This is a genomic window from Neobacillus niacini (assembly GCF_046591715.1).
Taxonomy (GTDB): domain Bacteria; phylum Bacillota; class Bacilli; order Bacillales; family Cytobacillaceae; genus Neobacillus; species Neobacillus niacini_L.
This window is the reverse complement of record NZ_JAWVNQ010000003.1, coordinates 302150-317589: the sequence shown is the minus strand read 5'-3', so window position 1 is coordinate 317589 and position 15440 is coordinate 302150. Positions and strand designations below refer to the sequence as shown.

The window sequence follows — 15440 nt, the reverse complement described above, 5'->3', positions numbered from 1 at the left end:
AATCATTTTTTGACCAAAAAAAAACCCTACTCCTACAATATATTTCTGAGGCGAAGGGTTATGACTATTTGATATTCTTATTGCTTTAAAAAAACTGGTTCATTTTTCTCATCAATTGTATATGGTAAGGAATAGGCAGGAACAAACATGGAATCTTCTACAAGAAGATTACGAATATCCTCACCTGGTTTTACCGTTTTTTCCGCTTTTTTTAACTGGTGGTATAAATCTTGCCGGTAGTCTACATAGACTTCTGCATCTGTTGTAACCACAAAAGGCAGATTTTGATTAGAAAATGGGCTGACAGCGTACGGCTCCTGTTTATAGCCTAGTTTATTAAAATCTAACGTATACACACCCTCACTAAGCTGATTTTTATATGGCGGATATCCATTAGATTTGATCCTTAGTTTGATATCTCGAATGGTATCAACCATCCTAAGGTCTAATAGTTTTACAGTTGGATTTGTTTCTACATCCACAAGAACATATTGGAAGATCCCGCCGCTTTCAAAAGCATTGCCTGGCGGCTCTGCAAGATACTTAGGAGAAATTTTTTTAAAGTCTATCGGATATTTTTGATAGATTGGAGTCACTGCATCTCTTGTTTTTATTGGCAGAATTCCCCCGTTGTCCTCCTTAAAGGAGTTCACAGCCTGTTGAACCGCCTGGAGTTGGTCTGTATATGGGATTTGATTCTCCGCTAACTTCTCAGAGGGATACATGCATCCAGATAGTATCAATGTTGTAAAGATTAGTACTGTGCAAATGACTTTCCAATTCATACAATCACCTGTTTTTCAGAATTATGTAAAAAGGACAACAACTAACGTAATACCTGAAATAAATAAAAAAATGTAAGCCAGGACCGCAGTTAACACCTTTAAAATACCTTTTAACTTATAACGGCTTAGATATATTGTAATAATCGCCAGGAACATCAGACCCATTCCTGCAATTGATATCCACATTTTCAGCATACCTGGTGACATTAGGACACCCCCCTTATTCCGAAAGCTATTATACCATAACAAAGATACTTTCATGAAAAGTTTTGGTTTTTCCAAAATAAAAAACTGAAGTAAAGAGGGGCGAATTCCTTACTTCAGTCTTAGTGACTAAACAACCCATTGATTCGGTTCATACTACACGTGTGCTTCGCTTGCATTGTATGCAGCGATGCAGGAAAACGCACTCAATGAATGCCTATTTTTCAGAGAAAATGCACAATTTTTAATCTTCAAGGTTTCTTTCCTCGAGAATATTCACTAAATCTTCCATTTCATGGGTTTTCCCACGAGCCATTAATACATCCACAGCATCTTTTGCATTTTTACCATTAAACAACACATCGTAAAGGGCACATGTAATCGGCATACTGACGTTATATTTTTGCGCCAGCTGATAGGCTGCTTTGGTGGTTCTCACACCCTCTACAACCATTCCCATGTTTTCGAGAACCTCCTCAAGGTTCTTCCCCTTCCCAAGCAGATTTCCTGCTCTCCAGTTCCGAGAGTGGACACTTGTACAAGTCACAATTAAATCACCTATACCCGTTAATCCAGAAAACGTTAATGGGTTTGCTCCCATTTTGGTTCCTAAACGAGCTATTTCTGCTAATCCTCTGGTTATTAAGGCCGCTTTTGCATTATCACCATAACCAAGCCCGTCCGTTATTCCAGCAGCCAAGGCGATGATATTCTTTAAGGCACCGCCAATTTCTACTCCAATCACATCCGGATTGGTATAGACTCGAAAATTATGATTAATAAACAAGTCTTGTATCTCTTCTGCGGCATTCATATCCTCAGACGAAACCGTTACTGTTGTAGGGTGTCTCCTGCTGACTTCCTCTGCATGGCTTGGACCAGATAAAACGACAACAGCTTTTAGCAGCTCACTCGGCATCTCTTCTTTAATTAATTCAGATATTCGGAGCAGGGAATCCGGTTCAATCCCCTTACTAACATGGGCAATCGTTAAAGGTTTTTCTTGAACAGGACGTACTTTTCCGAGCACTTCACGAATTGCTTTCGTAGGTACTGCTAAAATAACTGTTTTTATTCCTGCCAATGCATCACTTAATGATGCATAGCCGACAATTAATTCTGGCAGCTGTATATCTGGCAGGTATTTTTTATTCGTATGGTATTGATTGATTTCTGAAACTTGGGTTTCATTATGGCTCCACAGCCGGACTTTATGTCCATTATCTGCAAGGACCATCGCAAGAGCAGTTCCCCAGCTTCCAGCACCAACAACAGCAATGACTTCTTTATTTTCCTGCATTTAAATCACTCCACCGTAAAATTATTTTCTTTCTCTTGCGTAAATTTTTATCGGGGTTCCCTCGAATCCAAAAGCTTCACGAATTCGATTTTCTAAGAAGCGCTCATAAGAAAAATGCAGTAATTCTGGTTCATTAACAAAAACGACAAAGGTTGGCGGTTTCACAGCTACTTGCGTAGTATAATAAATCTTTAATCGTCGTCCTTTATCTGTAGGTGTTGGATTCATAGCTACTGCATCCATAATTATATCATTTAAAACGCTCGTTTCGACACGCATTGAATGATTTTCACTAGCAGTATTGATCATTGGCAGAAGAGTATGAATACGTTTCTTCGTCTTAGCAGATAAAAAAACAATCGGTGCATAACTTAAGAAAAGGAAATGTTCTCTAATTTTTTGTTCAAGTTCCTTCATGGTTTTTTCATCTTTTTCTACTGCATCCCATTTGTTAACAACAATAACAACTGCTCTGCCAGCTTCATGTGCATAACCAGCAATTTTCTTATCCTGTTCAATAATTCCTTCTTCTGCATTAATCACGACTAAGACTACATCAGACCGCTCTATTGCCCTTAAAGCACGCAGTACACTATACTTTTCGGTACTCTCATAGACTTTTCCTTTTTTACGCATTCCAGCAGTATCGATAATGACATACTTATCCCCATTGTATGTATAAGGTGAATCCACAGCATCTCTAGTAGTTCCTGCAATATCACTTACAATAACACGGTCTTCTCCAAGTATGGCATTCACTAATGATGACTTTCCAACATTCGGACGGCCGATTAATGAAAATTTAATGACATCTGCATCATAATCCTGCGCCTTATTCTTTGGAAAATGTTTGGCTGCTTCATCTAGAAGGTCACCCAAGCCAAGACCATGAGATCCAGATACCGGAATTGGTTCACCAAATCCTAAAGAATAAAAATCATAGATTTGTTCACGCATTTCGGGATTATCAATTTTATTAACACCTAATACAATTGGCTTTTTAGATTTATATAAAATCTTTGCTACCTCTTCGTCTGCAGCAGTAACTCCTTCTCTGCCATTAGTTAAAAAAATGATAACATCCGCCTCGTCGATAGCTACTTCGGCTTGTTGACGAATTTGCTCAAGAAATGGTTCATCCCCAATATCAATACCACCAGTATCTATTACATTAAAATCATGAGTCAGCCATTCTCCTGAGCTATAAATACGATCACGCGTTACCCCAGGGATATCTTCAACGATGGAAATCCTTTCTCCAACAATTCTGTTGAAAATAGTCGATTTCCCGACATTCGGTCGCCCTACAATGGCTATAACAGGTTTTACCATTATAATCGCCATCCTTTCTATCCATATATTTATCAATATTTTGTTATTTTATCGTTAAGCAGAGAAACTCAATTCAAATAATTAAGCAATTGCGTACTAATGATAAAGAAACCCTTCTATCCAAGAGAAGGGTCTAACCATATTATTTTAGCAATGTGAATCCTTTCCTGCAACTTTGAAAAGTGGAGGGCACCTGCAGCTAGATAATTATTAAGATGACTTTTGCTTCCCCTTCTCCATAAAGTGAAAATGGGTTTGAAAGAATGTACCTGCATTTTCTAGGGCACACCAGCATACTATTAGCAAAATTACCAAAGCAGAGACATCCAGATAGGGTATTGCCCCTATTGGGTAGGAAAAATCAAATTTACTTAAGTAAAAAGCATAGAGTATCTCTCCTTGCATGGTGCCGCTAACAATAATCAACAATCTGTCTTTTAATGACTTTTGCAAAATAATTGCCAAGCAGCTTAAGCAAAATCCCATCATCCATTCCTTTTGAAAGATTACCCATACTGGGTCAAAAATGACAAATAAATTAAAGGTAACGTATGAAATGGTTACAATAAATGAACATATATAGGTATATAACAACGAAGCCAGCTTTTTCTTACTTAAAATAATATAAGATAATAACAGCAAAAGTAATCCACTAGCAAAAATCTGAAAACTCCCAACCTTAAAATGAACAGTTGATAGAATAATGACAGCTAAAATACAAGGTGCAAATTTTGCACGATACGGATTTTGCTTATTCATAAAAAAAGTTATAACAACCCAAAAAAACCAAAGGATCCAAAAAAACAATGAACCTTCCACTATCACACACCTCCTACTATTTCCATTATCGGTATTCTTTATGTAGTTTCATACTTCACTGAATAATCTTTAGGCAAGAAAATCATGTTAATAGTAGGAGGTGTGGAGGAATGGGTAAGGATCGACAAGAAAAAAAGTTAAAAGCAAGTGGAAGAGTTGAATCAGATCGCGACCAGGCGTTACATTATCCTGGGGCAACAAAACTGCAAAGCCCTGAAGAAGCAAGAGGATTAAACGATAATAAGTATAGTTAAAAAATAAGCTCCCGTTTCTCGGGAGCTTATTTTATCGTTCGCTGACTGTATATCTTGGTGTCGATTCCCCTCTCTGTTAACCAATGGTGGGTGTAACCAGACACAATTAGTTGAGCACTTTGTAATTCTAAAATAGATTGGGCTCCCAACGCAGTCATGATCATTTTTAATCCATGATGCAGGGAAATTATTTCTTCTTTTAAGGATTCCATCCCCTCTTCAACAAGAATTTTCAAGAAATAACCCGCAAAGCCAACGGCGCTTGCACCTAATGCGATTCCTTTTGCCATATCAATGCTAGAGGTAAACCCGCCAGAACCTATGATTGTCATCGGTACAGGCGCACGTGAGGCTTCTGCAATTGAAATTGCGGTAGGAATTCCCCATAGATTAAAAACCTCTTTAGAATTAACACTGCGCTTGTTTTCAATTTCGGCAAAGTTGGTTCCTCCAAAGCCGCCTACATCTACAATAGAAACTCCAACAGAAGCAAGAGACTCAACTGTTTCCTTTCCCATACCGAAACCAACTTCTTTAATAATAACGGGAACGTTTACCTCTTTCACAATGCTTTCTATTCTCCTTAGAGCACCAGAAAATTCACGGTCTCCTTCAGGCATTGCTAACTCCTGAATGACGTTTAAATGAATCTGTAAAGCATTTGCCTCAATCATTTCAATCGCTGCTTTTGCTAGATCAGGAGTTGCCTCACTTCCTAAGTTAGCAATAAGAACTCCATCAGGGTACTCTTTTCGAACAACCTCATATGTATATCTCTCAGATTTATCTTTCAATGCTGACATTTGTGACCCCACTGCAATTGCAAGACCCGTCTCTTTAGCAACCATTGCAAGCTGTTTGTTTAGAGAGTACGTTTTCTCGCCTCCGCCGCCTGTCATAGCATTGATAAAAATTGGCGAACTTAAAGAAAGTCCGCCAATTTTTTGGTGAATAGAAATATCTGAAACATTAATGTTTGGTAAACTTTGATGAATAAAATGAATATCATCAAATGCTGTTAATCGTTTTTGCCCTGTTTCTAGGGCATAGCGAATATGGTCCCATTTCCGTTCAGATCTAGACACTGTTTATCACCATTATTTTCCTAGATTCTTTAATTTATCGCCAATCATTTCCCCAAGCTGGAAACCTTTAGATTCTTCAGGAAGTTCATAATCAAAGTTCTCTTCGGCATCCTTTTCGAGAAGATCCTTAATGCTTAGAGACAGTCTCTGCTCTTGCTCATTCGCATCGAGCACTTTTACTTGTACTTCTTGTCCTTCCTTTAATACCTCATGCGGTGTACCAATATGCTTATGTGCAATTTGTGAGATATGAACAAGTCCTTCAACACCAGGGAAAACTTCAACAAAGGCACCATATGATACTAAGCGTTTAACGGTTCCAGTTAATGTGCTGCCCTTAGGTGCTTTTTCTGCTACGTCCGACCATGGTCCCGGCTGTGTTTCTTTAATAGATAAAGAAATTCTTTCATTATCACGGTCAACATTCAGAACCTTAACCTTTACTTTTTCACCCTCCTGAACTACATCCGATGGTTTATTAATATGTTGATATGACAATTGGGAAATATGAACAAGTCCATCAATACCGCCAATATCAACAAAAGCACCAAAATCAGTGATTCTTTGTACTGTTCCATCTAAAACTTGCCCAGGTGTAATACTATTTAAAATGTTTTTCTTATGCTTTCCTTTCTCTTCTTCTACAACTGCGCGGTGAGAAAGAATTAAACGATTTTTTTCCTTATCAAGTTCAACAATCTTAAAAGTAAGATTCTTACCTTTATAGTCAGTAAAATCTTCAACAAAATGTGCTTCTACTAAAGATGCAGGAACAAATCCGCGCACGCCAAGATCAACGACCAGACCACCTTTTACTACATCTTTCACTTCCGTTTCAATTACTTCGCCGCTATTAAAAAGTTCCTCAAGATGAACCCAAGCTTTCTCGGCATCAATTTTTCTTTTTGATAAGATGATAGCATCCTCTTCTACTTTTAGAACTTCCAAATCCAATTCATCACCTTCAGAAACTACATCAGAGGCTTTTTCAACATGAAGGCTGGAGAGCTCACTTATTGGAATAATACCGTCATGTTTACTGTCCTGAATATTTACAATCACCTGTTTTTCTTCTACCTTGGTGACCTGCCCAGTGACTTTATCTCCAATTGTGTAATTTTTGACTTCAACTTGATTCATATCTTCCGACATATGTATTCCTCCTTAATCCATTTATTGCTGGTAAAATATATTTTTAATTACATGATAAACGAGTGAATTTTCTAATAAAATCTCTTTTTATTAACTTCTTACAAATAGCGGTTTTTGTCAAGCAGAACCTATCGATACTCCATAATAAGTTTATGGATTTCTGACATAATTAATTCAGTTACTTCATCTGCAGAGGCCTTACGATTTCTTATATCTTCCATAGATATCGGCTTGCCATAAACCACTTTTAACTTACCAAAACTCTTGTACGGTCCAATAATCGCACAGGGAAGAACATTGGCTTCTGTTCTTAGCGCAAAAAAGCCCGCACCAGATAAACCTTTTCCAATTTCACCAGTTTTACTCCTAGTCCCTTCCGGAAAAAGCCCGAAAACATTTCCTTCTTTTAATACTTTTAAACCTGCTCTTAATGCTTCACGGTCCCCCATACCCCGCTTTACCGGAAAAGCATTACACTTTCTAACGATATTGCCTAGTACAGGGACTTTGAATATTTCTTCCTTGGCCATAAAATGGACAGGTCTAGGGGCCGTTGTACCAACGACTAACGGATCAAAATTATGAATATGGTTGGTACAAAGCAGCACTCCCCCTTCTTTAGGGAAATGCTCTAACCCAATCACTTCAATTCGGTACAGTGGTTTCAATACACCCGCCACAACCGATCTTGCAAATGAATAAAACGTCACACTTATCCAACCCTTTCATACACGAGATCCATTATTTTTTCAACTACTTCAGGTATAGACAAAGATGTGGTGTCAATTTCAATTGCATCATCCGCTTTTTTTAATGGAGCAAATTCTCTTTCAGAGTCAATTTTATCACGGCGGGCAATTTCTTCCTTTAATTGTTCTAAATCAGAAGGATACCCTTTTTGAAGATTTTCTGTATGCCGTCTAACAGCTCTTTCCTCCACACTTGCAAGCAAGAAAACCTTTACCTCTGCATTTGGCAATACATGGGTTCCGATATCCCTGCCATCCATTACAACTCCTCCATTTACAGCAAAGGATTGTTGCATTCTAACCATTTCTTCCCGTACCTTTTGGTGCACAGCTACCATCGAAACAGAATTTGTTACCTCAGAAGATCGAATGGCATCCGTCACTTCTTGGCCATCCAGAAACACCAATTGTCCATTTGGAGATGGATAAAGATCTAATTTTGTGCTAAGTAAAGTGTCTAACAAACTATTTTCATCTTCAAGATCAATGTTGTTAGCTAATGCTTTGTAAGTTAAGGCGCGGTACATCGCACCAGTATCGATATATATGTAGGATAACTTTTCTGCGACAACTTTAGCTACTGTACTCTTGCCGGCTGCAGCTGGGCCATCTATGGCAATTGATATTTTATTTTCCATAAATCCTCCTAAGTCATTCATGATTGTCTAGAACATCATAGTTTTATTTTACCATAAGAATGGTACAAGCCTCTTTTTTTTAACATTTTTAAATTTAAATTTCTTATTACTTTTCCCTTTTTAGAATAAAAAAAAAGCAGGAATTCTGCTTTTTAATCACCATTAAAGGTTTGTAATATTTCAGTGAATGTATTTTCATTGACTCCCTCGTATTTAGTTAATTGTTCTAATTGCGGGAAAACATCCAACTGATGTAAGAATAGCTGCGCTAAAAAAAGAAAGATAAATTGAATCAAAACAATCTTTATCAATATTCTTTCTACTACTTTCATACCATCACTCCAATAACCAATTACTACTATTATTGGAGTGATGGTAAAGTTTTATTCTGCATTCTTAGATTACTTCATCGTATACTTCTTCAGCGTTCTTTAACTTTTCTACCTCTTCTTCGGTCCCATCTTTGGCATTAATAAAGATTCGATAGGTATCATCATCTATCGTTCCTAAAAACTCATAACACAGTACTTCCTTATTTAAATCATTCACGATAATCGCTTGTCTTTCTTCCATGATTTTAAAGTTAGGATTTACTTTTGCCCGAGCTTGCTCACTCGTCAGGACTGGTTTTTCTACTTCCCTTGTTTGGAAGGATTTTAGATATTCTTCTGCAGTGAAACCAATAATATTCCCATTATCAAGTGCCACCTCTACCTTTATGGCCTCGGGATAAATCCTAATTTTGTTCTCACTAGTGACAAAATTAAAGACCCCTGTGTTATCATATTGCATACTTTCAAACAACTCTAGATTTTCATATCCATTTTCCTTTAGAAAAGCCGCAGCCTTAAGATTTGCATCATTTAAACTAATCTTCTGCTTGTCAACTTCCCTATGGTTAATAAACCATATTGGATATCCTGCTTTTTTTGTGATATCCATACTGCCCTCTTGGCCTGTTTTCTTATTTTTTATAGAAATACTATAAAAACCATAATCTGACCCTTTACCACTCTCTGTGACTTTTACTTCTGCATTCCCATCAAATTTCATATATTTTTTTGCAATGCTGATGGCTTCTTTTTCAGAAATTGTTTTTCCTTTGATTTTCTTAAAATTTTCATCTTTCTGCTGCATGTTTGTAAAACTAGGTCCGAAGTCACTTTCATCATAGCCTGAAACCGTTTTTTCGACTGTTTTAAAACCATCAATAATTGTATTATCGGTTTTTTCTTTCCCTGAGGCTAATGCAAGTTCGACATCCATCCATCTTAGATTGTTTTCCAGCACCATATGCTGAACTTTTCGAAGCTCATTCTGGATTTCACCAGATTGCTTATATAAAACTTTTAGTGTTTCATATTCCTCTTCTGAAAGTGGTTCTTTGTCTAGATCTCTTACTGCCGTTTGATAACTAAACTTTCCAATTTGAGCCAAAAATTCCTCGGTTTTATTGAACGGCAGCAATGTTAACGGAAGTTGACCGACATCATTGTGTGCTTCCGAAGTTAATCGCCAAACCTCTACTAATGAAGGAGACAAGGAATGTCTAGAATTCATAGCAAGAGTCGTTCCAATCTTGTCGTGAAGTAAATCCATCTCATAAGTTAGATCGTGAAAGGCTCGTTGATAATTATTTTCAGCATTGATTAATATGGCATTTTTTTCTCGATGTTCTTGGTAGCCCCAATAAGCAGTACCTGCAACACCCACTGCAAGAACACCGATGATAATTCCTCTTATCATCCTTTTCACCCTCTATTCGCAAAAAATATGTTTCCCGATTCGTTTAATTTGTGGTCTTGACCAAATCCACTTGCTTGTTGCTGTGGCTGGATTAAAATAATATAGTGCTTCTCCAGTCGGATCAATACCATTTATAGCATCGAGTACAGCTTTCTTAGCTTGTTCGTTCGGAGTAAGCCAAATTTGTCCATCTGCCACCGCCGTAAATGCACCCGGTTCAAAAATTACTCCGGATACAGTATTTGGAAAGGATACACTATTAACACGATTAAGAATGACGGCAGCTACTGCGACCTGCCCTGTATAGGGTTCACCTCTTGCTTCTCCATAAACAGCATTCGCCATTAATTGGATATCGTTACTTGAGAAGCCGCCAGGCGTGTTCGCAGCTGTTGGTTTTTTTGGCGGAGCTTTTGGAGCTGCCGGCTTTGGTGCAGCCTGTTTAGGATTCGCCGTATTAGCCGGTGGTTTTGGCTGAGCATTAGGTTGTGCTTTTGGTTGTGCATTAGGTTGCGCTTTCGGCTGGGCTTTTGGCTGTGCATTAGGTTGCGCTTTCGGCTGGGCTTTTGGATTCGGTGCACTTTGTTTTTTTGGATCTACTCCGCCGTAATGGGTAAATTTATTACCCTTATTGATTTGTTCCTTTACAAATTGCTTATTATATTTGCTGGCTTTCGCTAATTTTGCCTTGGTCTCTGCGCCTGCAAGACCATCGATAGGTAATCCAAACTCATATTGAAAATTCCTTAATGCCCAATAGGTGCTCCACCCGAACACACCATCAATTTTCCTATTGTAAAAGCCCAAATACTGAAGTCTGGATTGAAGTTCTATGACATCATCCCCAACTGCTCCCTGTTGAATGACCTGGTTAGAGAATGCATATGTCCTGTTGTCCTCCAGAAAGGTAAATGGCACCATACAAAGGGAGATTAAGAGTGGAAAAATAAATTTATACATTTTCTTCTTCATGGTAAAGTAACCCCCAGTTGTAAATCTTTTAAGATGTAAGCCTATTTTTTGTTTTAATGGCAAATTTATTCAAAAAAAAATCCCCTTCACGTAAATGAGGGGAAATTCTCATTATGAATGAAAGGAATTTTGAGAAGAATATTGTTTTTTCTTATGGTTGGTTGTAAGAATCCTAGCCATTTTAACCTTTCTTAATCCAAACCACCAAAGAAAGATCATAAAGGGTAAAATGATATATATCCAGTTCTCTTGTGAAATTAATATATAATCATACGATCCATGGAGAATGAACGGTAAAAGCAGGGATATAAATACCCATTTTGTTTTTTTACCTTCTGTAAATTTTGCCTTCCCGATGTAAAATCCCATTATAACTCCGAACAACGCATGACTTGAAACAGGGAGCAGCGCCCTTGCCATTGCATGTTCAATACCATTGGCCAGTAAATAAAATATATTTTCAACAGTGGCAAACCCCAGGGAAACAGCCACGCCGTAAACAATTCCATCAAAAGGCTCATCTAACTCTACATGCTGGTAAATCGCATAGAAAAGGATAAACCATTTAAAGAACTCTTCGAGCAGACTCGATGATAGAAATGCATCAATAAAACCAGATTTAATGATATTTTCCGTATGAAGTACATGCTGAATAAACATGATAGGAAACACCAATAGAGCACCGTACATGAAGGTCCTAAATACCACGGAAATTGGCTCTGACTCATATTCATCTTTTAAATAAAAATAACTCAGCAAGGCCAAACCTGGGGCGATGCCGGCTGATAAAATTCCCAGCATGGATAATCCTCATTTCAAATAATTCATATACTTAATCCTAACATGATATTGTCATTATTTAAATCAAAGAATATATCCATTTTTTAATAGCTTTTAAAAATTTATTTTCTCTAACCCGCTTGCTAGTGCCACTGCTAATTTAATTCTTGCTTTTTTGGAATCATTATCACTTCCAAGAATTACACCCTTATTGTATAGATCATAGGCACTGCCTTTATAATCATAAGTGGTATAGACTGAACCTTCTTCAGCACTCGTTGTGATCACCAAGACAATTCCTTCTGAAAGTGATTTTTCTATTTCCTCCATCATTTGAGGAGCTACTTGACCGCGTCCAACTCCTTCAAGGATAATCCCTTTGACTCCAGATTCTCTGGCAGCCTTAATAAATTTCCCATCCGCTCCAATATAGCATTTTACAATTTCAACTTGGGGAATAGGTGACTGAACATCAAAATATTCACGCCTTATTGGCTTTTGGAAAATATGAACTACATCATTGTCAATAATCCCAAGGTATCCGAATCCAAAAACGTTAAATCCTTGTATATTGGAGGCATGCTCTTTTTTTACATATCGAGCAGCAAATATCCGTTCATTGAACACAACTACGGCACCAGCATTACGTAAATCCTCTGAACAGGCCGAATAGATAGCATGTCTTAGATTTATATAAACATCACTTCCTAAATCCTCAGGAGAGCGCTGTGAGCCTGTAATGACCACTGGACGCGGGTCCAATATGGTTAAATCTAGGAAATAAGCTGTTTCTTCAAGCGTGTCTGTTCCATGTGTAACGACTATTCCTGAAACCTGATCGTCTTCAAAATACTTTTTGATTTTATTTTTTAAGAATACTAGATCATCGAATGTAATATGTATACTCGCTTTTTGAAATACAGATTCGACAACAACTTCAATATCATTTGGCAGATTACACATCGCAGCCAGTTCTTCACCTGTTAGTTCCCCTGAAGCTAATTTACCTGATTCTTTATTGGGTTTACTGGCGATTGTTCCGCCAGTTGTTAATAAGACAACCTTTTTCATCTAATCATTTTCACCCTTTATTCAATTTTTTAAATTTTTTTCCTTAATTGATTGGGCAATAAGTCCCCCGTGAAACCTGCCATTTTCAATAAATATTTCATTTGCATTGTTACCTGCAGCAATTACTCCTGCGATATAAATGCCCTCAATATTAGTTTCCATTGTATCAGGATTAAAAAGCGGCCTTCCCGTTTCTTCATCAATGGTTATCCCCATATTTTTCAGGAATTGATGATCTGGACGGTAACCTGTCATTGCAAAAACGAAATCATTTTTTATCGTTTTTTCTTCTTTACCCTCTTTTTTATAGCGTACCTGGTCATTGGTAATCTCAATAATTTCAGAATTAAATTCCATCGTAATCGTACCGTTTCGAACCAACGCCTCAAATTCCGGGAGTATCCACGGCTTTATGCTCTGGGAATATTCTTTGCCACGGTATAAAACAGTTACACTGGCACCTGCCTTTACTAATTCAATTGCTGCATCTACGCTGGAGTTCTTACCGCCAATTACACACACATCTTTATCAAAGTAGGGGTGTGCTTCTTTAAAGTAATGAGATACTTTTGGCAATGCTTCTCCAGGTACATTCATATAGTTTGGGTGGTCATAATATCCTGTTGCGATCACAACAAATGGCGTTTGATAGGTCTGTCTATTTGTAACTACTTGATAACCGTCTGCGCTTTTTGAAACCTTCGACACAATTTCAAAAGAATTCACACGCAATTGTTTCCGCTTAACAACTTCTCGATAATAGACGAGTGCTTGATTGCGTTTTGGTTTATAGTTTTCTGTTACAAATGGAACATCTCCTATTTCCAGCTTTTCACTTGTACTAAAAAAAGTTTGATGTGTCGGATAATGGTAGATGGCATTAACCACATTCCCTTTTTCAATAATTAGCGGGTTAAGCCCAATTTCTTTTAAGGAAATAGCTGCTGCTAAACCACATGGTCCCCCTCCGACAATAATTATATCCTCTATGTTCAAATTGATCACCTCAATTTATTATTCCACAAAAAAACTCCTACCGTCATATGATAGGAGTTTTTTTAAGATGTTTCAATAATAAAGTTTTTAAATCCAGCCTCTAAATCGGCTTGCTTCTGCCATTTTTCTTACACCGACCATATAGGCTGACAGGCGCATGTCGACACGGCGGGTTTGCGCTGTATCATAAATATTGTTAAAGGATTTCACCATAACTTTTTCAAGTTTTTCTTCTACTTCTTCTTCAGACCAGTAATACCCTTGATTGTTTTGTACCCATTCAAAGTAGGAAACAGTTACTCCACCTGCAGATGCAAGTACATCCGGTACTAGCAATATACCGCGCTCTGTCAATATTTCAGTTGCTTCAAGTGTAGTAGGTCCGTTCGCAGCCTCTACCACAATGCTTGCTCGGATATTATGAGCATTTTCAGCTGTAATCTGATTTTCTATTGCAGCTGGAACAAGAATATCACAATCAAGTTCTAGTAATTCCTTGTTTGAAATCGTGTTATTAAATAATTTCGTAACGGTTCCAAAACTATCACGACGATCTAAGAGATAATCAATATCAAGTCCATTTGGATCATACAGTGCACCATATGCATCAGAAATACCTACTACCTTAGCTCCTGCATCATGCATGAATTTAGATAAATAGCTGCCTGCATTACCAAAGCCTTGTACAACTACCCTGGCACCCTCTATTTGAATACCTTTCTTCTTTGCAGCTTCACGAATACAAATGGTTACACCCTTAGCAGTCGCAGATTCACGACCATGTGATCCCCCTAGAACAAGAGGTTTACCTGTAATAAATCCAGGAGAGTTAAATTCATCAATACGGCTATATTCATCCATCATCCATGCCATAATTTGTGAATTTGTAAAAACATCCGGTGCCGGAATATCCTTTGTTGGTCCAACAATTTGGCTGATAGCACGTACATAACCACGACTTAATCTTTCTAATTCTCTAAATGACATATCACGCGGGTCACAAATGATTCCACCTTTACCGCCGCCATATGGAAGGTCAACAATTCCACATTTTAAGCTCATCCAAATGGACAGTGCCTTAACCTCTGTTTCAGATACATTGGGATGAAACCTAATTCCACCCTTTGTAGGGCCGACTGCGTCGTTATGCTGTGCACGATAGCCCGTAAATATTTTTATTGATCCATCATCCATTCTTACTGGAATTTTTACCGTCATCATACGTAGCGGCTCTTTTAAGAGCTCATATACTTCTTCAGGATAACCTAACTTTTCAAGAGCTTTATGTATAACTGTCTGCGTTGATGTTAACACATTATTCTCTTCCTCTTGATTAGTTTTTTCATTACTTTTTTCGGCTGACATCCTGTAAACCTCCTAGAAAATCACTTTAACTAATGTTGTCGCTTTCAGAGACAAGTATACACGACTAATGGATTTATGCAAGATGAAAAATGCACTTTTCCCTGCTTTTGGCGTAATTTTTGTAAACGCTGCCATTACGGATGAAAGATATTATTTTTTTGCACAAACAAAGAAAAGGAGCGGCGGACTCCT

The 15440-nt window shown here is 37.7% G+C and carries 17 protein-coding genes; 1 reads left to right on the top strand and 16 read right to left on the bottom strand.

The window, feature by feature from the left end:
• Window positions 1-77 precede the first annotated feature (77 nt).
• The 5 genes from SFC47_RS11480 to SFC47_RS11460 form a co-directional block, all read right to left on the bottom strand.
• Window positions 78-785, bottom strand: a complete 708-nt coding sequence (locus SFC47_RS11480; protein WP_411254407.1) for a hypothetical protein — start codon at window positions 783-785, stop codon at window positions 78-80.
• A gap of 21 nt (window positions 786-806) precedes the next feature.
• Entirely contained in the window at window positions 807-992 is a 186-nt protein-coding gene (locus SFC47_RS11475; protein ID WP_411254406.1) for a DUF2768 domain-containing protein, read from the bottom strand.
• A 241-nt stretch (window positions 993-1233) separates the two neighbouring features.
• Complete coding sequence (locus tag SFC47_RS11470; RefSeq protein WP_411254405.1) at window positions 1234-2289, bottom strand: NAD(P)H-dependent glycerol-3-phosphate dehydrogenase; 1056 nt, start codon at window positions 2287-2289, stop codon at window positions 1234-1236.
• A gap of 21 nt (window positions 2290-2310) precedes the next feature.
• A complete protein-coding gene (gene der, locus SFC47_RS11465; protein WP_411254404.1) occupies window positions 2311-3621 on the bottom strand; it encodes a ribosome biogenesis GTPase Der in 1311 nt (436 codons plus the stop codon).
• A 210-nt stretch (window positions 3622-3831) separates the two neighbouring features.
• Window positions 3832-4440 (bottom strand): YphA family membrane protein, encoded by a 609-nt coding sequence (locus SFC47_RS11460; RefSeq protein WP_486348376.1) that lies wholly within the window; start codon window positions 4438-4440, stop codon window positions 3832-3834.
• A 110-nt stretch (window positions 4441-4550) separates the two neighbouring features.
• On the opposite strand from SFC47_RS11460, the gene SFC47_RS11455 reads away from it, so the two are divergent.
• Window positions 4551-4694 (top strand): YpzI family protein, encoded by a 144-nt coding sequence (locus tag SFC47_RS11455; protein ID WP_411254402.1) that lies wholly within the window; start codon window positions 4551-4553, stop codon window positions 4692-4694.
• Between the two features lie 26 nt (window positions 4695-4720).
• Here SFC47_RS11455 and fni read toward each other — a convergent pair whose 3' ends face one another.
• The 11 genes from fni to SFC47_RS11400 all read right to left on the bottom strand — a co-directional run bounded on the left by fni (window position 4721) and on the right by SFC47_RS11400 (window position 15248).
• A complete protein-coding gene (fni, locus tag SFC47_RS11450; protein ID WP_411254401.1) occupies window positions 4721-5779 on the bottom strand; it encodes a type 2 isopentenyl-diphosphate Delta-isomerase in 1059 nt (352 codons plus the stop codon).
• Between the two features lie 12 nt (window positions 5780-5791).
• Entirely contained in the window at window positions 5792-6931 is a 1140-nt protein-coding gene (rpsA, locus tag SFC47_RS11445; protein WP_411254400.1) for a 30S ribosomal protein S1, read from the bottom strand.
• Between the two features lie 128 nt (window positions 6932-7059).
• Window positions 7060-7641: a lysophospholipid acyltransferase family protein gene (locus SFC47_RS11440; protein WP_411254399.1), complete on the bottom strand. Its 582-nt coding sequence runs from the start codon at window positions 7639-7641 to the stop codon at window positions 7060-7062.
• 2 nt (window positions 7642-7643) lie between these two features.
• Complete coding sequence (gene cmk / locus SFC47_RS11435) at window positions 7644-8318, bottom strand: (d)CMP kinase (protein WP_411254398.1); 675 nt, start codon at window positions 8316-8318, stop codon at window positions 7644-7646.
• 152 nt (window positions 8319-8470) lie between these two features.
• Complete coding sequence (locus SFC47_RS11430; RefSeq protein WP_411254397.1) at window positions 8471-8650, bottom strand: YpfB family protein; 180 nt, start codon at window positions 8648-8650, stop codon at window positions 8471-8473.
• A 64-nt stretch (window positions 8651-8714) separates the two neighbouring features.
• A complete protein-coding gene (gene ypeB, locus SFC47_RS11425; protein ID WP_411254396.1) occupies window positions 8715-10064 on the bottom strand; it encodes a germination protein YpeB in 1350 nt (449 codons plus the stop codon).
• 12 nt (window positions 10065-10076) lie between these two features.
• Window positions 10077-11036 (bottom strand): spore cortex-lytic enzyme, encoded by a 960-nt coding sequence (gene sleB, locus SFC47_RS11420; RefSeq protein ID WP_411254395.1) that lies wholly within the window; start codon window positions 11034-11036, stop codon window positions 10077-10079.
• Window positions 11037-11147: 111 nt separating this feature from the next.
• A complete protein-coding gene (prsW, locus tag SFC47_RS11415; RefSeq protein WP_411254394.1) occupies window positions 11148-11837 on the bottom strand; it encodes a glutamic-type intramembrane protease PrsW in 690 nt (229 codons plus the stop codon).
• Window positions 11838-11930: 93 nt separating this feature from the next.
• Window positions 11931-12887: an asparaginase gene (locus SFC47_RS11410; protein WP_411254393.1), complete on the bottom strand. Its 957-nt coding sequence runs from the start codon at window positions 12885-12887 to the stop codon at window positions 11931-11933.
• Between the two features lie 21 nt (window positions 12888-12908).
• The gene (locus SFC47_RS11405) at window positions 12909-13883 is read right to left on the bottom strand and encodes a YpdA family putative bacillithiol disulfide reductase (RefSeq protein ID WP_411254567.1); all 975 of its coding nucleotides are present in this window, start codon (window positions 13881-13883) and stop codon (window positions 12909-12911) included.
• An 87-nt stretch (window positions 13884-13970) separates the two neighbouring features.
• Window positions 13971-15248, bottom strand: a complete 1278-nt coding sequence (locus SFC47_RS11400) for a Glu/Leu/Phe/Val family dehydrogenase (protein ID WP_411254392.1) — start codon at window positions 15246-15248, stop codon at window positions 13971-13973.
• Window positions 15249-15440: the final 192 nt, after the last annotated feature.